This is a genomic window from Actinomyces sp. 594, from assembly GCF_019325145.1.
GTDB lineage: Bacteria > Actinomycetota > Actinomycetes > Actinomycetales > Actinomycetaceae > Actinomyces.
On record NZ_PIZC01000023.1, the window covers coordinates 1 to 19,811 of the forward strand.

Consider the following 19,811-nt stretch of genomic DNA (forward strand, 5'->3'; position numbering starts at 1 on the left):
CGGCGAGCACTCCGCTCGCCGGGGCCAACTCGCTACACGGGCCCGCGCTCGCGCGGCATGATGTAGTGTCGCCCACAGTAACGGCGGCGTGCGCAACGTGGAGCGCACGCCGCCGCCGCGCGGACCTGAGCCAGGAGGACACGATGGACATGATTCCCGGTGACGCGGCCAATGACGCCTCCTCCCCTAAAACCAGCCCGGACAGGCTCGAGGAGCTCGCCGACAACTACCCGGAGCTGCATGCGCGAATCGTGGTCAATCCGGCATGCCCGGAGGGCCTGCGCCAGTGGATCCTGTCGCTCGGTTCGTCCGAGGTACGGCGCGCGTGGGAGCAGCACCAGGGCGCGCAGCAGCCGCCCCAGCAGCCGCCCGGCGGCGTCATGGCCCCGGCTGCGGGACCGGTGCCACCCCGGCCCGGAGTACCGCCCCGGTCTGGAGTGCCGTCCCAGCCCGGAGTCCCGCCCCAGCCCATGGCGCAGCCGAAGCGCAGCGGGGGCCCGCGAGCGATCCTGGTGGTTGTGCTGGTCCTGGTCGCGCTGTTCATGCTCTACCAGTGCGCCTACGGGGTGCTTACCACGCTCAGCGACACCAGCCACTCGGGTAACGCCGCCGACACACAGGATCCGTCGGCCGGGGACCTTGTCAGCCCGGCGCCGGACGACGCGGTCGAGGCCTTCTGGATTCAGAGCCCCTCGCAGAACATCTCCTGCGAGCTGCATGATGACATAGTCGGCTGCTCGGTGGCGGAGCGGTATTACGCCGAGGCCGGCCAGGAGGATTGCAGCCAGTCCCTATTCTCCATCGGTGTTGCCGACGGCTGGGCCTCGCTCAGCTGCGGGAATGACTTCATCGGTAGCGCCGATGGCGTGCTGATCACGCTCGACTACGGCTCGTCAGCAGCGAATGACACGTTCGCCTGTACTTCGCGGGAGAGCGGTATGACCTGCTGGAATCAGGTCACCGGCTCCGGCTTCACCGTCTCCCGGACCGAGTACACAGTGTTCTGAGGGCTCGCAGGGTGCTTAGGGTGCTGGGGCAGTGGGGCTCCCGGAATTGACTACTGGCAATCGAGTATGAGAGTGATGGAAGTACTACGCTTGGGCCCCGGGCAGTCGGCCACGTGGCCCGTGCCCGGACATGACGCCCTGCGGGTGCGCAATGCGGCCGCCCTGGACCTGGAAGGAAGTCGTCTACGATGACGTCGCCAAGATCGGACTCACCCGCGCTGGGGGCGTGGGACAGTCAGGCAAAGACGCCCTCCTCGGCTCCGGGGGCCGATCAGGACCCGCAGCCGCACGGTGTATTCGATGCGCAAGCCCCGCTTGAGGGCGGGGGCGAGGGCTCGGTTAGCGCGTTTGCAGGCCGGGCGGCGGAGACTACGGCCGGGTACGCCACGACCAGTGCGCCGGTGGGGCTACTCGCCGGATCCCTGGCCGCGTCTACGCTGGGACTCGTGCTCGCTATCCTGTTCGAGCAGATCGCCGTCGCCGCAGTTGCGTGGGCGCTCGCCGCGCTGGTCGGCCTGGGACTCGCAACGCTCTTCGTGGTCAAGGACGCCCAGCGGCAGGCGAACCCGTGGTACCTCTACAAGAAGCGCGCTGTCATGTTCCACCGGTTCAGCGTGGTGCTTGCCGTCGCCGCCGTCGTTGCCGCGGCTGTGCGGATCGCCCTGTACGTGGGGAGGCTGTGAGCATGGCAGGGAGCACGGTACGGCCCGAGCTGCGCCGCAGGGGGATCCTGCGCTGCCTGATCGCGCTGGTGGGAGCCGTCTGCCTCGGCCTGACGCTGCTGGCAGCTCCGCCGCGGGCGGCCGCCGACGAGGAGCCGGCCACGCCGCCGCGCTCTGGCATGGATGACTTCGGAGCCTGCCTCGTCGGGCGGGGAAGCGGGTCCCTGCTGCTGCTCCTGGACCAGTCGGGGTCACTGCGCGAAACCGACCCGGAGGGCACCCGGGTACAGGCCGCGAGCTATCTCGCCGAGCGCCTCGCCGACTTCTCGGAACGCAGCGGTGCGGTGGTGGATGTCCGCGTCGCCGGATTCTCCGACTCCTACGCACCTGTAGGCGAGTGGACCGGGATCTCCCCGGACAACGTCGCGGCTGTCAAGCAGTCGGTCGAGGCGATTGGCTCAGACATCCGGGACTACGACACCGACTACTGGACTGCGCTGGAGGGGGCCAGGCAGGACCTCGTGGATCATGACGAGTCGGGCTGCCGTGCGATCGCCTGGTTCTCCGACGGCGCCTTCGACCTGGACGTGCGGGACACGCGCGCGGTCCGTGACGCCATCGGCAGTGAGAAGCCCTATGCGCCGGGCGTTTCGCTGGACGAGGAGTCCGGCGTGGCACGGGCAGAGGCCGCAGGTGTTGCGGACATCTGCCGCGACACCGGGCTCGCCGATCAGCTCCGCGGCTCGGGCGTGGTGCTCCTGGGTATTGGGCTGGAGGCAGGAGACACCGACCTGACGCTGATGCGCCGGGTGACGCTCGCCGGCGGAGATAACGCCGCTTCTGCCGGGCTTGAGGCATGCGGGGCCCTGTCCTCCCCGCAGGGTGCCTTCTACACGGCGGGCGGCATAGACCAGCTGCTGCTCGCATTCGACGCGATCGGGACCCCTGGGGACACGGTCCGCTCGTCCTCGGTCGAGATCTGCCAGGGGCAGGTCTGCGCCGACGGCGAGCTGTCCTTCGTCCTGGACAAGTCGGTGGACACGGTGCACGTGCTGGCCACAACGGACGTGGATGACCTGGACGCATACCTGTACCCGCCGGGGGCGTCTGCGCCGATGATCCTGTCGGCGCAGGCGGGCGACGCGCAGCCCGCCGACGGTATCAGCTACCAGTGGCGCACTCGGCGCACACTGGAGATCGACCTTGACGCGGCCACCTCCAAGGCCTGGGACGGGCAGTGGCGGATCGCCTTCGTCGACACGCGGGCGCAGTCCGAGGACAAGCAGGTGCATGTGAACCTGCACCTGACCTCGCCTCTCACGCTGAGCTGGAAGGACCTGGACACCACCACGCTGCGGCAGGGTGAGAGCGTGGAGGCGACCATCGTGCTGCTGTCGCGTGTGGACGGCGATGTAGTGCGGGCTGACAAGTTCACCGGTGCGGTCTCCTACTCCGTGACGCTGACGGATGCCGCGGGGGAGGAGCACACGCTGCTGGACTCGGACGACCTGGGCGACATCGAGCACCCGGTGGAGCTCGCAATCGGCGAGGACGTCGCCGTGGGCACGGGAGCGGTTACGACCTCAGTGACGGTGACGACCGCGGATGCGACCGACGGCGGAAAGACGATTCCGGGCACGCAGCTGGACCCGACCACCAGCTCGGTCCCGGTGACTGTGAACCCGCCGTCGAACTTCCCCGAGCTGGGTGCCACGATCGACTTTGGAAGACTCGAGAAGGAGACGACCGCGACGGCCGAGCTGGATGTCACCGGTCCCGGGTGCGTCTGGGTGGGCGCGGATTCGCTTAAGCTCACGGGCGCCCCCCATGGGGCCGGCGACATCTCCGTGAGCGCCGCTGCCTCCACGCCCGAGCAGTGCGTTAGCGCGGCCGATGGCGCCAAGGCATCGCTCCCGCTCACGCTGACTGTCGGCAGTCAGGCCAACGGCGCCGTGACGGGGACCGTCAAGGTCTCGGTCGCGCCTCTGGACGAACCCGAACGGGTGCAGGTCGTCGAGGTCCCCATGACTGCGGAGATGCGGCGGCCGCTCAATGTCGCCACCACGTGGAGCACCTTCGCCATCGCACTCGCTGCGGGCATCGGCATTCCCCTGGCGCTGCTCTACCTGTTCAAGTCGCTGTCGGCACGCATCCCCGCGGGAACACTGATCGCCGGGACGAAGGTGGTCGAGGTTCCGCAGGCCGGCAGCGCCGCCTCCATCGATTTCGGCCCGGAGGAGCTGACGATGCACTCCCTGACGCGGCGGCAGCGCGATTGCGCCGTGGCGGGTTTCCACCTGCGCACGGTGGTGGGCATATCGCCCACTGAGGCGCCTTACGTCGTGGTGGCGGGACCCGATGCCCCGTCCGTCTCCGGGGCCGTCGGCGGCGCGCGAGACGGCCACGCCGTGCTGCCGCTGGCGGTACGCGGGAACTGGGTCGCGATTCTTGACCAGCCGGACTCGCCCCGGCGCGTAACGCTGCTGGTACTGCTCGCCTCGGCGGCCCCGGAAGCGATCGAGAAGGTGGTTGCCGACGCCCGGGAGCACCTGGCTACCGCGGTCGCCTCGGTCGCGAGCTCGTCCCGCCCGGCCGTGGCCCAGGATGCGGGCGCCGGACTGGGGGCAGATGCGGGCGCCGCGGACCCGGGCCTGGACGGGGCCAATCCCTTCGGTGACTCGGCGCCTCTAGGGGGCTCTGCGCCCGCCGAGGACTCATCCCCGTTCGGATAGTGACATACCGCGCACCGATATGGCGCACGCGATAACTTGGCCCTTGACGGGCCACCCGTACCCCCAGGGCGCCCCCCGGTGAGATCGCGGGCGGAAAGGACTACACGGAAATGCACAAGGTTCTAGTCATCGGTTGCGGTGGCTCGGGCGCCAAGACACTGGCGTACATGATGGATCAGATCCGGGCCGACCTCGCCGTGCACGGCATCGGGGAGATACCCGAGTGCTGGCAGTTCCTGAGCGTGGACACGCCCCTGCAGGAGGAGGCTGCGGACACCGTGGGGACGGTGACGCAGCAGGGCGGAGCGTACGTGGCCTGCGGCGTCGCCTCCGGTGCGTACTCCGTGGTTGACCAGGCGCTCACCGGTCGGGTGCAGCAGAACAGCACGGCCGGGTTGCGCCACCTGGCGACCTGGATGCCGCGCCACCCCAGGGAAGTGGCATTTCCGGTAACTGTCGGCGCCGGGCAGTTCCGTGGCATCGGCCGCCTGCTTGTGCTCACTAAGCTGGATGACATCTCGCGGGCGGTTCAGGCGTCCTTGGCCCGTATGGCCAACCCCCTCGCCCAGGAGCAGGCTGAGCGCGTCTGCGCCGTGGTGCCGGGGGCCGGTGACCCGCCTAAGGCGGATGCCGTGCCGATGGTGCTTGTGGTCTCCTCGATGGCCGGAGGGTCTGGGGCCTCAATGGCGCTGGACGTGTGCCGTCTGGTTGCCGGAGTCCAGTCGACCCCGCCGATTGACCCGCAGCTGATCTCGGTGTTCCTGTACACCGCCGAGGCCTTCGGGTCGGTTCCGCCTGACAAGCGCACCGGGATGCCCGGCAACACCCTGGCCATGCTCGGGGAGATCGTCGCCGCCCAGGCGGGGGCGGAGGGGCGGGCCGCCCGCCTTGACGAGGAGCTGTACGCCTGCTTCGGGATTACCAATCGCGCGGGCCGCGCCTTCAAGCGGGTAACCCCCATCGGAATCAAGGCCGGCGGTACGGGGGCGGTGTTCGGAGACGGGTCGGCGGAGGACGTCTTCCGTGGCATGGGACGCGGGTTGGCGCGCTACATCGCCTCCCCGGCCTTCAATGACTACGTCTCCTATGACATTGCGAACGGTGTCAGCGTCTCCGACAAGGAGTACGTCAGCTGGGGGGTGGACGCTACCGACACGGCCTGGAGCTCCTTCGGCTATGCCTCCCTGAGCACGGGGCGGGACCGCTACGCCGAGTACGCCGCGCAGCGGATCGCCAGGCGGTGCGTGGACCACGTGCTGGACGGATTCCGGCGCCCGGGCGTGAACATCGGCGACACACAGGCGCTCACCGACCTGTGGAGCACCAACCGGGCGCTGGAGCTGGAGCGGATCGGGCTGCCGACGACGTCGGGCACGAACGTAGTCGGCGTCTCGGGCGCGGCGGACCAGGAGGCACTGCTGTGGCTCGCATCCGCACAGGCCAGCAGGGTGGTCAACAATGACACGATCGTGGCGCGGATGCGGGACGTCGTGGACGGCCTGTTCGCCCGGCAGATCGCGCTCGGCGACGGGGTCACGGCCGCTGCGCTGCAGAACGCGCTGAGCGACTGGCTGCGGGGCCAGGCCCCGGCGGTCACCGCGCAGCTTGAGACGATTGCGCGCGACATGGCCCGGGCCCGCGCGGAGGAGATCGCCGGCAGACTCACCGACACGATTAGGCTCAACATCTCCGAGTACGGCATTCCCTATGCCCTGACGGTACTGGACCGGCTGCGGCGGCCGGGCGGCGAGCTGCCGGGCCTGGCGGAGCGCCTTGCGGGCGCGGTGACGCAACGCCCGAACCAGCCGCTGGCCCTGCCCCGGGAGCTGTCCCAGCAGCTGGCGACCATGGGCCACAAGGGAACCCTGTCGTCGCAGGCGCAGCAGGAGATCATGAACCAGCTGCGCACTCAGCTGGTCAAGCGGCTCGCACAGTGGGTGGGCTGCACCACGGCGGTGGACCTCGCGCCCGCGCTGCGGGATATGGCTGATTCAGTGGTGGCTCCGTTGGCGAACGCGCTCAACGATGCCCGGCGGGTGCTGGAGTCCGCACGCAATGACCGCCACAACGCCGTCGGTGTCGCTGACGTGGCTACGGACCTGTACGCCGCCTGGCCCGAGGAGGCTCCCCCCGGGGAGGGGCAGGTGGCCGCGGTGCCTGCCAGATTCGCCACGGCGCACAACGAGGTCGTGCTCATGGACGTGCGCGACTACCCCGCATACTTCTCCGAGCATGTGCGCGATGCCGCCCCGGATGACAGTGATAACCCCTATACGTCGGTGGTCAGGGCCGTGGTTACCGGACGCTGGGCGCAGGGAGCCGGCGACCCCGCCCCGGACGATCTCCTGAGCGTGTCCGGCTGGGTGCCCCGGGGCCTGCAAATCGCGGCTCAGGGGGAGGTGCCCAACCCGGCGCGTGCCACGGTTCGGCTGCAGCCGTCGGTGCTGCTCAATCGGGCGCGGGCCTTCGTGGCCCGTCGTGGCGAGGCCTTCGAGCAGTTCACCTCCCAGTCCCTGCGCGGCTATCTCAACGACGACTCGGTAGGGGAGCACGAGCGCGCCGAGCGCTCTGCCGCCGTCCTGACGGGCCTGAAGCGGACGCTGGAGATGGCGCGCCCGCTGGTGGAGATCGATCCGCAGGTCTACGCCCGGCTGCACGACGGGCAGGCCCCCCAGCTGTCCTTCACCTTCTCCGCGATTCCCTTCAGCAATCACCGGGTCGCCGATGAGTTCCTCGACTACCTCCGGCACAACACGTCCTTCGCCACGGACCTGGTGGTGGACAACGTGCGTAATCGCCTCGCAGACGACGACGTGGCGCGCGTGGACGTCTTCGGCTCCTACCCGCGCACACTGCCGGTGGCCTACTCGGGACTGCTGAAGTCCGTGGCGGACAGGTGGGACACCGTATCCGGATCGGACGGCGGCCGTAGCGCCTTCTGGCAGTTCCGGCGGGCGCGCCCGCTGCCCGGGGGCCTGCCGATGGGTGATGATGAGCGCCGTGCCATCATCCGTGGCTGGTGGGCCGCCACCCTCGCCGGAGGGATCGACCGGGAGCCGTGGCGCTCCGCCACCGACAACCACCCGGTGCGCGTATGGGACCGCGCCGAGGGCGAATGGGTCGCCTTCCCCGCACCCATGCTGACTCCGCCCTCCCGGATGATCGCCCCGAACGCCTGGCTGCCCGCGGTCCTGGAGGCCACCTTGCTCGCGTACCTGCGGATAGGCCGGGAAGGCCTGGAGGTGTTCCGGCCCTGGAGCGTGCTGCGCCGCTGGGCCGACGACGGCGCCAACCAGCACCAGGAGGCCTTCGGCAGGGACACCCCCGTGCAGAGCATGCTTGCCGAATTACTCGGCCGGGGGGCCGTTGACGACCTCACCCCGGGAGTGGACCTGGCGGATGCGCGCAACGCCGAGGAGCGCAGGGAGCGCTTGCTGGCGTACTGCGATGCGATCTTGGCGGATCTTGATCAGAACTACCTTCCCGGGCAGGGCAAGGCAGACGCGCCGGGGCACTGGACCAACTACCACCGCCGCGAGCTGGTGGCGACTACGCCCCTGAGCGTGGACCTGGCGCGGGAGATGAGCGAGGAGCTGATGGCGGTTCGCGATGACCTGGCGCGGGTGGATCCGGCTGGATTCGCCCCTGGCGCGGCAGCCGAGACGGGCGGGCTGGAGTACTGAGCATGGCCATCTCATCTGTTGCGGACCAGGCACCCGGCAAGGCGGTAACCATCTACATCGCTCCCCGGAGCCAGCGCCCAGTGCTGGCGGCATTGACGGACCTGTCTGCCGCCGGGTTGCTGTCTCCCTTCCACTGGATCGAGTCTGGGCCCGATCCGTCAGCGGATCCCGCCCAGCAGGACCCGCTGACGCTCGCGGTCAACCAGGGCCAGGTGTCCGCGCTGCGCTTCTCGCGCGCGGTGAATCGCCATGCGGTTGAAGTCGTGCGGCTGATCGTCGTGGTGCCCGTCGGGCACGAGGCGCGTGATGCTCTTTCAGCCCTCGCGGAGCTTCACTTCCAGGGGCTGGGCATACCCGGGCAGGCCCGGCGTGAATGCGTGCGCGTCCTGGTGCCCTGGTCGGACGCGCCCATCCCCGGGGAGCTCGGGCACCAGGGCTGGCACAACGTAATGCTTTCTCCCGAGGTATCGGCCGACCCGGCCTTTACCGTGTCCGGCTGGTGGCTGACGCCGGAGGCGATTCCCGGTTGCGCCGCGGTTGGGCTCGCCGTGCAGGGTGGCATCACCGGCACGGTGAGCGCGGCGCCCGAGGACGACCAGCGCCCATCCACGTCCGACTACGTGAAGATCACCCGCACCTTTGTGCGGGTTGCCGATGCGCGCGCGGTCGAAGACGCGCTGCGGTCCCAGGTGACGTCCATAGCCGCGCACTATCCGCAGCCGATCCGCTCCGACACCGGTGTGCCGGTCGCGGGCTTCCCCGATCCCGGGGAGCGCGTGGTGCAGGCGGCCGCAGACTGGGAGCGGCGCCACGGCAAGCACCTGCGCCGCCCGCCCGCCCGGTTGGCGGATGCGTCGCCGCCGCGCTCCATGGGAGCGTGGAAGCTCCTGAAGATGTTCTTCGCCTTCCTGCTCAAGGCGCTTGCGGGCGCCCCCGGGGACTGGCTGCGCAAGCAGATCGCCGGGATCAAGGCCGGCATCGCCGGGTCGGTTTCGGCGGCCGTGTTCGGGCCCGACTCACCCGTCCGCGTCGTCGTCGGCGGGGTGGATGCCTCCGGACAGCCCGCCAGCTGGCAGGAGCTGTCCCGCCTGGCGGCGCAGGCGAGCGCCTCCATCCCCGAGGAGTTCCCGCGGGCACCACAGCCGGCGGCACGGGACTTCGGCGGGCTGTGGCAGGACCTGATCAGCGGCTCGCGCGCGCTGCTGGACGGGTCCGGGTGCGAGGAGCTGCGGCTCACGGCATACGAGGGATACGTGCCCGAGCGTGACTTGGTGGCGCCCTCGGGTGAGGACGAGGGCAGCCTGCGCCTGCCGCAGGCCATCGACCCCCTGCCCGCCGACACCGTGCTACACGCCTGGGACGAGCTGGAGACGCAGCGTGTTCGCCGGGTGCTGCAGAAGGCGGCTGCGGAAAACGGTCCGCGCGCCGCAACCGCCCAGGAGTACCTGCGGCGGATTGAGAGCTGGCACACCCGGAACAGCAGGCGCTTCGTACCGCTGATCGGCCGGGCGATCGCCCGGCACTGGGAGGCGGCCAGGGCCGATATCCGGGACACGCAGGCCAGGCTCGATGAGCTTCGGGCGCAGGACTTCGGGCAGGAGATCGAGCACGAGCAGAGGTCCCTGGCGAAGATTCTTCGTCTCCTGCTGCTGGTGCTGGGGATTGCCGTCGGGGTGCCACTGGTGCTGACCGTCCTGGGCCGGATGAGCTGGTTCGCGCTGGGTATCACGGTCGGCGGCGCGCTGTTGATCTGGCTGCTGGCATCGGTGTGGATCTTCGCTGTGCGGCAGAGAGAGGTGTTCCGCCTGATCTTCCTCACCGAGTCGCGAAGCGCGCAGCTGCCGGAGCTGGAGGCCAATCTGCGCATGGCGATCGAGGACCTGTCGGCGATCGGCGAGGCCTACGCGCAATTCAACCGGTGGGCGGCGATCATCACCGAGTTCCTCGCTGATCCGCTCGGCGAGCAGCAGGCGACCGCCCCTACCCACGATTCCCGCGGAGTCCCGCCGGAGCCGCTCCAGCACGTCACGGTCGAGGTCGACCAGCGGCACGCGGCGGACGTGGCTGCTGAGCTGCGCCGACAGGTATTCACTGTTGGCTGGCTGTCCGAGGCCTGGGACGCATTCGAGGCGGCGGTCGCCGATGACCTGACCCCGGAGCAGCGCAGTGCCTACAACGCCGGGCACTTGAACCTGCTCAACGAACCGGGGCATGCGGGATCCGCGCTGGCCAACTGGGAGCAGGGCGTCCTACACGCCGGAGTGCGCTCCAGCGCGGGCCTGGACAAGTGGCGCACCTGTCTGGGACTGCTCGCGGACTCCACGGGTCCGCGGCTTGACCTGGCCGTCATCACCTCCGACGGCGAGCGCCGCGCAGTAGCGGCATACCGGGAGGACCTGTCCACGCCCGCCTCCCGGCCAGTGATTTCACAGGTGCTGAGCCCGGCGGCGCACGCCACCGGGCGGGCACTGACCAGTCTGGCCAACCACTGGTTCACCGAGTCCACCAGGGGGCTGAGCCAGACCATGGTGCTGGCCGCATCCACGGATCCGATCCCCTCGGGGGAGTTCGTCTTCCCGCAGGCAACCGACTCCGGGAACAGCTTCCGGCTGGACGAGCCCGTCTATGACAGGGCGGACAGGAGCGCCGCAACTGGCCGGACAGCCGCGGCTGCCCACGCAGATTTTGCCGCGGCGGACTCCGGCGGCCCGGATGACGCCCCGCCTGCTATCCCGCAGCCCCCGTTCGGTCCGCTCGAGTACTGACGCGTCGCGTACCGGTCAGTCGGAGGCGAAGCGATCTTCCACGCCATCCCTTCCCGCAACACAGCAAGTCCCCATTCCCGAATTCCCGCAATAAGGATTAACAATGTCGCTCAACTTCCGTGAATTCACCGAGGCAATGACGCAGTGGATCGGCTGTGAAACCGGAGCGCAGGCCAAGGAGGTGCTACGCCCGTCGATGTGGAGGCGGCTGATGCTGACCGGCCGCGAGGTGGGCGGCGCCACGGTGTTTGATCCGGAAGTCATCACCGAGGAACTGCTCGAGGGACGTGATGACCTGTACGAGTCCGTAGCGGTTCCGGTAGCCGAGATGCTCAACAGCACCTTCGGACCGGCAACAGGCCCTTCCGCCCCGGCCCAGGCACCGGTGGGCGGTGCGAATGAAAATGCAGATGATGCGGTCACCGAGGACGCGGCCCGCCCACCATCGGTGCCGGAGCCGAGCTACCAGGCGGGGGAGGGCGAGCCCGCGGGCTCACCCGGCCAGCCCGTGGACGAGTCCGCGGGTGAGTCGGTGGGTGGTCCGTTGGAGCCGACGGCGGCCCAGCCCGCCGTCGGCGCTGCGGCGGAACCCGAGCTGGACGTCGCCTTTCCCGACTACACCTATGAGCGCATGGACCTGGATGCTGCGGACCAGGGAGGTGCGCACATCCCGGTGTCATGGCAGCGCGTGGGCGGTGGCCTGCGCTACACCTGGCCGGATCCCGGTGAGGGGGAGACCTACCGCGTGGTCGTCTCGGACACCGCCATGCCCTATAGCCCCGATGACTTCCAGGAAGTCGCGGTTACTACCGGCACCACTGCGCGTGACGACTCCCCGGCTACGACGGCAGTCCGGTTCGTGACCGTATGGGGCTATGAGGCCGGCGCTGAGGCCGGCGTGCTGGGGCAGCCTAGGCGCGTGGCCAGTGGGGTGGTCATCCACGACCTGGCGGACTGGACGGTGGAGTTCGATGCGGAGGCGCGCGCCGTCGTTGGTACTTGGGTGCCGCCCAAAGCCCCGCCCGGTGCCTCGCTGACCGTGCTCACGGCCCGCCTGCCCCAGGACGAGCCGCCGGGACCGCACCTGCGCAGCTCGTCGTGGATGAGCTTCGCACTGCCTAACAACGGCCAGGGGTTTCAGGACGCGCAGATCGTGGGCGGCGTCCCCTACACCTATGTGGCTGCCGTAGAGGTCGTCGTCGAGGGCCAGACCTATACCTCAAGACCGATTCCTCGGCGGATCGTTCCGGAAATCACGGTAGAGGCGATTGAGGACTTGCAGGCGGTGCAGGTGCCCGACGCTGACGGCACGGGGCTGACGCTGTCGCTGACCTGGACGCAGCACCCGCTGGCCAAAACCGAGATCTACCGAACCCGGGAACCGGTCTCGGCGCAGGCGAGCGCGTTGGAAGTCATTCCCCTGAGCCAGCTGGCTACGGCGGGCCTGCCCGAGGAGGCGCGGCTGAATACTCGCCTGGCCGCCATCAGCGACAGCGATGACCCCACGCACAAGCGCTACCAGCTTGACTTGGTGCGCTGGCCGGAGGGCGACCAGTGGGACGCGCTGTACCTCACCCCGGTTACGCTGCACTCCGATGGGCAGGCCACTATCGGCAAGCCCATCGTGTGCAAGCGCGCGGGCAAGATCCACAACGCGGTGCTCACCCGGCGTCTTACCTGGGACCTGGTGACTTTCACCTGGCCGGGGGATGCCGCCTCGGTGCAGATTCGGTTCACCGCCCCCGGCGAGGCCTTCGACCCCGCTGCGGCGCCGCTGCTCGATGTCAGCCACGACGACTACCGGGCAGCCGGCGGGTGCGTGCTGAGCGAGGGGATGCTGCCGGCATCCGGGGGGACTATTCACCTGAACTCTCTGACCTACTTGTCGGGCCAGCAGATCACCTCGCTGCCGGTGACCGTAGAGGTGCCCTCGCAATGGGTGTACAAGTACAGCCTGCATTGGCCGGGGGAAGGGCGCATCGCGAGCGGGCTGCTGCGCCGGGCTGCGGTGGCCTTCGGACAGACGCTGGTGGAGCTGCAGATCGCCCCGGTGCACGGCGTGCGGGCACAGCCGGACGCGGTCGGCGTCGTCCTGGTGCACAATACCGATCACTTGCCGCTTAATCCGGCGGACGGCACTAAGGTGAAGTTCTTCCTGGAGCGCCCCACCAAGGATGGGGGGCAGCAGGCCCACAGCTCAGTGCTCATTCCACCGGATGGGTCCATCATGTCCTTGTGGTTCGATCACGCAACGCGGCAACCCGGGTACTTCAGGCTGCTGGTCGACTCCCCGGCCGCCGCCTCCGTACGGGCGGACGAAGAGGCTTCCCCCCGCTCGCTTGAGCACTACGCGCTGATTGACCCTGAGCTAGCGAATCTGCGCAAGGAGCGGTGAGCGGATGTCGCCTCGAAGTCAGGACACAGGTTCCCGCCCCTACCGGGCAGATGCGCTGCCGCCGTCTATCCCGCCTGGCGCGAGCGCGGCGCCGACGTCCTCCCAGCTGCTCTACACGAATGTCGACCGCGTAGTCGACGGCCGGACGTTCTCTGGCTGGCAGATCATGGCTGCATCCGGGGACCTGGATGAGGAGGAGGCGCAGTCGCTCAGCCGCCTGATCGAGCCGGTGCTCTCCCCGGCCCGGTCGCTGCCGTCCTTCCCTACAGCGGAGGAGATCGCGGGCGCCGAGCGCCGGCTCGCGCAGGTACCAGTGGGGCGTGACACTGTCTTCATCCATACTGCCCCCGCCGGGCTCGACACTACTGGCAGGCCGAACAGCTTCACCCACCTGCTGCGGGTACGGGAAGAGGCTGCTCCCGCGCTGACCGCGCCCGATCTGTGGCGTTCAGACTGGTGGGTTGCTCCTTTCGGCGCCGAGAATGTCCGCGCGGCCCAGCTGCCCGATCCCGGTTCCCTGTCCCGGGGCGGCCTGGATGACGACGCCGTCGCCGACTTCATCGCCGCCGGCGACAGAGGGCCGGTCCTGGCCGCCATAGCCGATGCCCTTGAGCCCATGCTCGGGCCGGTGCCGCCACAAACGCGGCGGCTAGTGGCGGTGGCCTGCGACTCCACCGATGAAGCGGCGCTGTGGGCTGCTGCCCTGGCCCGCACCTGCGCCGGCGCGACTTTTCGCCGTCTGGGCGTGTCGACCCTGGAGCGCATTGCGGGTGTCGGCGACGCCGAGGGGCTGGCGCAGCAGGGTATTGGGCTGGCCTTCGTGCCGCGCAGCGATGTGCTCGGCGGGAGCCTCAGCCGGTCCAACGTAGTGGTGATCGACCCGGCGCAGGCGCACCAGCCGCCGCCGACCGGCGCCTGGGGGCGGCTGGTACGGGCCGGCGCGAATGACCTGGGGGCATGGGTTGCTGCCACCGAGGCGCTGCGTGACGTCCTGTCAGTGCTCTCGGATCACCGGGATATCAGCCCGGCGTGGCCACTGGCGATGGCGGAGGCCTGCGAGCCGAACCTGCTCTCGGCCACGCCGGATACTGACTTCGTCTCGCTGGTGGAACGAGAACTGGTTGCCTGCCAGCCCCGCGCGCTGGCGACCAGCGCGTACCTGACTGCCATTGTCAATGACCGGGTGCTGGGATCGAAGCAGGATGATCCCGAGTCCTGGTATGACAAGCTCTCGGCGGTTCCAGCAGGCTCGCCGGTCGACGGCGTCGCGGGCGGACTGGTCAGGAAGTACCTGGATACCGCCTCCCGGAACCCGCGCTGGCTGGCCGCTGAACGGCCCGGCCGCGAGGACGCCACGCAGCTGCTCCGGGACTGGAGCGCGATTCCGGCGAATCAGGCGCTAGTGGCGGCCGCGTTCACCACCGCATACACGACCGCGGCCGAGCAACGGCGCCCCGCCAGCCCGGCCGCAGGCGCGCAGGCGGTGGACTCACTGGTACGAGACGGCCTCACCCTGCCCGAGTCCACGGCACCCGCTCTGCTGGGGGCGGCGGCGGGCGCACTGCTCAACGAGTCCGATCCCGGCCACACCGCGATGCTGTCCCTGGACCTGTGCGCGGATACGCGCAGGCAGCTGGCGATACTGGTGGATGACCTGCTGCGCGACCGGCACGCCTACGGCACCGCGCGAACGCTGCCGGCCGCGCCACCGGCGGCGTTGGCATGGCTGGTCCCCGGCCTAGAGCTGGGGACTCTGCGACAGGTCCGCCTGGAGACGGCGCTGGCGAGACTGCAAGCCGAGCCGGACAGGAGCAACGCCGTCGGCCTGGCACAGGCGCTGCAGGGGCTGCCCGGCGGTCCGCAGCTGCCCGAGTACGCACTCAACACACTCGCCGAGCACCTCACGGCGGGACAGGCACTGGCTCTTCCCGAGTCCCTCCCCGGGTGGTGGCGGATTGCCGGGCCCTGCCTAATGCGGAATCCCGGTGAGCCCGCCGCCGTGGAGTTCGCGCGCAGGCACCTCGGTTCTATCGGTCTTTCCGAGCACCGCCTGGGGGCAGGGCCGGTCAGATGCGCATCATGGCAGCAGGCGGTTAGCACCGCAGTGGTCTTTCACTCGACTCCGCTCATGAGCGCCCCGCCCACCGAGGTGGCGAATATGGCCGTGAACGTCCTGAAAGGGATAGCGCAGATCCGCAGCGGCCGACCCGGAGTCGACATTCCGCGCCTGCCGATTACGGAGGCCACGAACAAGGCGCTGGCGGCACTGGTCATTGCCATGTGGGCCGGGGTATCCGTCCCGCAGCTCCCGCACGGAGTGAACTGGTCCAGGTCCTTGCAGACGCTGGCCGAGTGGGTGGAGCAGAATCCCTACAGCCTGTCGCCGCAGCCGCCTTACGCGCTGGGGAACACCGCACGCCGCCTGGCGGCAAAGCTGTTCCTGCGGGAGCGGGAGGGGCGTGTGCATGAGGACCTGCGTGCATGGAGCGACGCGGTGCTAGATGAATTCGACTTCGTGCAGGAGCGCTCGGCACCCGAGCTGACGGATCGCGACGACGTCGCACTGGCGGCCGTGCGCGCCTGGGTTGGAATGCTCGATGAGAACAGGCGGCAGCAGGCCATCCGCAAACTGGGACAAGCGCTGTACGACGCCCCGGGTGCGGAGCGTTGGCTCGCGAAGAACGTGTTCGGGGAGTCGAGCCGCTTCAACATTCGATCCAAGCTCTTTGGCAACCGCTGAACGGCGGAATGCGGAATTACGAAAGGAAGCCTCGTGTCAGACATCCTGGACCACGGTCAGTGGGAAGAGCTCGCGCTGGCGGTCAAGGGCGCAGTCGAGCTGAACCTCGTATCACGCTCCGTGCCCGCCCAGATTGAGGTCGTCGGCACAACCCGGGCCCCGAAGTACCTCGGGGCGGCACGCGGAGCCGTGGCCTTCCCCGCACAGGCGGTTGCGGAGGACGCGCCCACCACAGTGCGTGTCATGACCGCCTCGGGTGATCCCTTCCCGGGGGACTACACGGTGGACCTCGCCATCGGCGTCGTCGGCGGACAGTCCTACCTGTTGCGCTCCGTGCCGGTTTCAGGACGGTCCGTCGTGGCGGTGCTTTCGGTGACGCGAGCTGGCAGCACCATCACGGTTCGACCGGGCGAGGGTGGCACGGTCACCCTCGGCCTGGGGGGATGGTGCGCCCGGCGCTGGGAGGAGCAGGGGCACAGGCTCCATCCGAGCGTCACCTCCCTGGTGATCGATACATCCGCCTCGATGCAGCAGTACCAGGACCGGGTGGATGCCCTGCTACGGTTCCTCGACGACCTGTACGGGACCGTCGGAGTTCCGGCGCCGACGGTGCGTCGGGTCTCGGTAGGGGGCGCGGAGAGCCACGGCGTCGGGCAGGTGGCCGCTCCGGACGACGACGCCGGCGCGCGGGTGGCGGTAGTCACCGACCTGCCTCCTGAGCCGGCACGCTCCGACGTGCTCCTGGCTGGGCCGACGGAGGTACTCAGCGTGCTCCCCGCCCCGGAAGCCCTCGCGCTGGATGGTGCGGCGTGGGCGGAGCTGATGCGTGAGGACCTCGGTTTCGGGCCGCGCACGCTGGAGCTTCTTGCACCTTTGCTCACTTGGCTGTCGACACCCGCTGGACACCACGGAAACGGAGAAAACGTATGAGTACCTGTCCTTACTGCTACTCCGCCATTCCCGGCGGAGAGATCACCGTGCGGTGCACGGGGCAGTGCCAGCCCGTCCCGGATCCGCAGGGCACCGCTCTGGCCGGATACGAAACCAGAACTACTCCCTTCTACCGCATCGTTCAAAATGAGGACGAGCCGGTGCGTACGACAGTCCCGTGCCGGCGGTGCGGGCAGCCGTGCCAGCAGCGGATCTGCAATGTATGCCACCGGGATCTGCCGCCGGGATGGGAGGATGCGCGGGTATTCACCATGACGCTGGTCGGGGCGCGGGGCTCGGGCAAGTCCGTCTACATCGCGGTGGCCGTGGACCTGCTCAGGCGCTACGCGCAGTCCCGAGGATGCACCATGACCCCCACCACGACCGGCACCTACGAGGTGTATTCGCAGCGGTACTACAAGCCCTTGTTCAAGGAGAACGTGGTCATGGAGGGCACACCCCCCATCGCGGGTGGTGGCGCATACCAGCAGGACCCCCTGATCTGGGAGTTTCGCGGTAATGACATTGAGCGCTTCTACATCGTGATGCGCGACGTGGCCGGTGAGGACATCGAGAAGGTTGTAGGCGAGCCGCTTCACTTCAGCTTCATGGACCGGGCCGACTTGGTGGTGTTCCTCTTCGACCCGCTCATGCTGGACTCCGTTAGGCAGGTGCTGGCGGGAATCATCCCGGAGATCGACCGCAACCGGCTGGGGGACATGCCTGGGGAGGTGCTGCCGAAGGTGCTGCGGCAGCTGTCCTCCGGCTCGGCCCGACTTGCGCTGACGATCTCCAAGTTCGACTCACTGCACAAGATGACCGACGCGGACAGCGCCCTGACACCGCTGCTGGCAAACCCGGCCGCCCACTTCAACCGGGATGACACGATGCTGCGCGCGCGGCAGGACATCGATAGCGCGATGACTGCCTTTGAGAATGATGTGGTCTTCCTAGACGCGGAGGTCCGCTCTCTGTTCAATCGCATTGGCGATGACTCGGTGACGCTCTCCGCCGACTCGGCACAGCAAAACGGTGCCCTCGCCGAGGTACGGCACTTCGCGGTGTCGGCGGTTGGCGAGAGCCCGCAGCACGCGGATCAACTGACCGAGCGCGGGATCTCCCCGTTCCGGGTCCTTGACCCGATTCTCTGGGGGCTTCACCGTGTGGGACTGAGGTTCTGACCGCGGCCGAAAGGAGTCCTCAGCGTGTCCAATCCCCCGACCAACCCGACCCCGCCCGATTACGAGCCCTATCCGCAGCGGGCTACGACGCCCGTCTTCGGCGTGCCCACCGAGCCTGAGCCGCCGTCGGCGACGCAGATATTGCCTGCGGCAGTCTTCGGGTCCAGTCCGGAGGCTGCACAAGAACCGGCGCCTACGGCTGCCTGGCCGGTTGCGCCGCAATACCGGTCGGCGCCGCCACGGCTGCCGCGGCCCCCGCAGCGCAGACGCACGGCGGCGTTGCCCCTGGGCAGCGTCCTGGTTGTCCTCGCCAGCGCGCTACTGGGTGGCGGTATCTACTGGTTGCTGGTCTCCGTCGACGTGTTCTCGGCGTTTCTGGGCAGCGATTCGTTCGTCAATACGTCGGCGCTGGCGGCCTTCGGCGCGGGCGGGGTGCTGGCCTTCGTCGCCTTCATAGTGGCGGTGGTCGCCGTGGTCCGTGCCCGTCCCAAGACGGCTGCGACGCTCCTGCTCCTGGCTTCAATCGCCCTACCGACGGCGGCAACGGTCGGTGGCGCCTATTACGGGGCCGAGGCACTCAAGGAGCGTACGGCCGCCCAGGCCCAGACCTACGCGGCCTCGGTTGACGCGGCGCAAGTCGACGCCGTTATCGCGCGGGTGGAGGCGCTGGGGGTGGAAGTCCCCGGTAAGCAGGAGATCCTTGGCGTCCTGCGGGCCGCCAAGGGCGAGTAGCGGTTGCTACGTGGGCCGGGCGCTCAGCGCCGAGGCGGAAAATAGGTTGCGCAGGGCGTTGTTCTCTGAAATGAGAAGATGCCATTATTAATGCATGGCTACGATCACTCGCGAAGGCGTCCAGGTACACACCGTCGGCAACCTCCCTGCCGTAGGCACTAAGGCTCCCGACTTCGAGCTGGTGGGCGCGGACCTAGGGCCGGTCACGTCAGCGCAGCTCGCCGGCCGCCGTGTCGTGCTGAACATCTTCCCGTCGGTGGACACCGGCATCTGCGCCATGTCGGTGCGCCAGTTCAATCAGCTTGCGGCCGGCCTGGATAACACCACCGTGGTGTGCGTTTCCGCGGACCTGCCCTATGCGGCCGCGCGCTTCTGCGGTGCCGAGGGCCTGGACCGGGTCGTGACGGGCTCCACCTTCCGCTCCAGCTTCGGCGAGGACTACGGCGTTGTGCTGGTGGACGGCCCCACGGCCGGACTGATGTCCCGTGCCATCGTGGTGCTCGACACCGACGGCACCGTCCTGTACACCGAGCAGGTGCCGGAGATCCGCCAGGAGCCCGACTATGACGCCGCTATCGCTGCGCTCGCATAGCCCGGCCTGCGGTACGCGTCCGCGGGGCGGGTGAAGGCGCCGACTGTCGCGTCGGGACCAGGGCTGACCATTAGGGCCTCTGCGTGCTTGAGGGTGCGGGGCCGGGACCCGGCGCTGGGGCAAGGCCCGGACTGCGGTGTGGTGTGGGGGTCGCGTTCGGGTAGTCGTACTCGGGCTGATGAGGACGTTCTGGGCTGGTGTGAACATCTTCGGCACGGTGGGCGCCGACGTCGGGGGGCGGAACGGCTCGTGCGCCCCGCGTGACGGTTCGGCACTTCGCATGACGGTTCGTACCTTTGCACCGACGCTTCGTACTCTGGCCCGACGGTTCGTACCTGTAGGTGCCTGTGCTGTCTCCACACTTCTGGGACGGTTGAGTCTCATGACTTCTG

The 19,811-nt window shown here is 68.9% G+C and carries 11 protein-coding genes; all 11 read left to right on the forward strand.

What is annotated here, in order from left to right:
- Positions 1–143: 143 nt before the first annotated feature.
- The 11 genes from GZ998_RS03435 to tpx all read left to right on the forward strand — a co-directional run bounded on the left by GZ998_RS03435 (position 144) and on the right by tpx (position 19,419).
- Positions 144–1,007 carry a hypothetical protein gene (locus GZ998_RS03435; protein WP_219109035.1) on the forward strand — a complete coding sequence of 288 codons (864 nt, stop codon included), beginning with the start codon at positions 144–146 and terminating at the stop codon, positions 1,005–1,007.
- Positions 1,008–1,195: 188 nt separating this feature from the next.
- Positions 1,196–1,690, forward strand: coding sequence for a hypothetical protein (locus GZ998_RS03440; RefSeq protein ID WP_162679081.1), 495 nt, complete (start codon positions 1,196–1,198; stop codon positions 1,688–1,690).
- 2 nt (positions 1,691–1,692) lie between these two features.
- Positions 1,693–4,401, forward strand: coding sequence for a VWA domain-containing protein (locus GZ998_RS03445; protein ID WP_219109036.1), 2,709 nt, complete (start codon positions 1,693–1,695; stop codon positions 4,399–4,401).
- 110 nt (positions 4,402–4,511) lie between these two features.
- Positions 4,512–8,084 carry a tubulin-like doman-containing protein gene (locus GZ998_RS03450; RefSeq protein ID WP_162679083.1) on the forward strand — a complete coding sequence of 1,191 codons (3,573 nt, stop codon included), beginning with the start codon at positions 4,512–4,514 and terminating at the stop codon, positions 8,082–8,084.
- Positions 8,085–8,086: 2 nt separating this feature from the next.
- A complete protein-coding gene (locus GZ998_RS03455; protein WP_219109037.1) occupies positions 8,087–10,849 on the forward strand; it encodes a hypothetical protein in 2,763 nt (920 codons plus the stop codon).
- 103 nt (positions 10,850–10,952) lie between these two features.
- Positions 10,953–13,244, forward strand: coding sequence for a hypothetical protein (locus GZ998_RS03460; RefSeq protein ID WP_219109038.1), 2,292 nt, complete (start codon positions 10,953–10,955; stop codon positions 13,242–13,244).
- Positions 13,245–13,248: 4 nt separating this feature from the next.
- Entirely contained in the window at positions 13,249–15,984 is a 2,736-nt protein-coding gene (locus GZ998_RS03465) for a hypothetical protein (RefSeq protein WP_162679085.1), read from the forward strand.
- Between the two features lie 33 nt (positions 15,985–16,017).
- Positions 16,018–16,914, forward strand: coding sequence for a hypothetical protein (locus GZ998_RS03470; protein ID WP_161924765.1), 897 nt, complete (start codon positions 16,018–16,020; stop codon positions 16,912–16,914).
- A gap of 272 nt (positions 16,915–17,186) precedes the next feature.
- Positions 17,187–18,095 (forward strand): hypothetical protein, encoded by a 909-nt coding sequence (locus tag GZ998_RS03475; RefSeq protein WP_257504980.1) that lies wholly within the window; start codon positions 17,187–17,189, stop codon positions 18,093–18,095.
- A 24-nt stretch (positions 18,096–18,119) separates the two neighbouring features.
- The gene (locus tag GZ998_RS03480) at positions 18,120–18,827 is read left to right on the forward strand and encodes a hypothetical protein (protein ID WP_219109040.1); all 708 of its coding nucleotides are present in this window, start codon (positions 18,120–18,122) and stop codon (positions 18,825–18,827) included.
- A gap of 94 nt (positions 18,828–18,921) precedes the next feature.
- Positions 18,922–19,419, forward strand: a complete 498-nt coding sequence (tpx, locus tag GZ998_RS03485) for a thiol peroxidase (RefSeq protein WP_161924762.1) — start codon at positions 18,922–18,924, stop codon at positions 19,417–19,419.
- The last annotated feature ends 392 nt before the right edge of the window (positions 19,420–19,811 follow it).

What these genes read in the sequence shown, in the direction of transcription:
- GZ998_RS03465 (WP_162679085.1), top strand. Translation starts at nt 13,249, where the DNA reads ATGTCGCCTCGAAGTCAGGACACAGGTTCCCGCCCCTACCGGGCAGAT.
- GZ998_RS03455 (WP_219109037.1), top strand. Translation starts at nt 8,087, where the DNA reads ATGGCCATCTCATCTGTTGCGGACCAGGCACCCGGCAAGGCGGTAACC.
- tpx (WP_161924762.1), top strand. Translation starts at nt 18,922, where the DNA reads ATGGCTACGATCACTCGCGAAGGCGTCCAGGTACACACCGTCGGCAAC.
- GZ998_RS03460 (WP_219109038.1), top strand. Translation starts at nt 10,953, where the DNA reads ATGTCGCTCAACTTCCGTGAATTCACCGAGGCAATGACGCAGTGGATC.
- GZ998_RS03450 (WP_162679083.1), top strand. Translation starts at nt 4,512, where the DNA reads ATGCACAAGGTTCTAGTCATCGGTTGCGGTGGCTCGGGCGCCAAGACA.
- GZ998_RS03475 (WP_257504980.1), top strand. Translation starts at nt 17,187, where the DNA reads ATGACGCTGGTCGGGGCGCGGGGCTCGGGCAAGTCCGTCTACATCGCG.
- GZ998_RS03440 (WP_162679081.1), top strand. Translation starts at nt 1,196, where the DNA reads ATGACGTCGCCAAGATCGGACTCACCCGCGCTGGGGGCGTGGGACAGT.
- GZ998_RS03445 (WP_219109036.1), top strand. Translation starts at nt 1,693, where the DNA reads ATGGCAGGGAGCACGGTACGGCCCGAGCTGCGCCGCAGGGGGATCCTG.
- GZ998_RS03435 (WP_219109035.1), top strand. Translation starts at nt 144, where the DNA reads ATGGACATGATTCCCGGTGACGCGGCCAATGACGCCTCCTCCCCTAAA.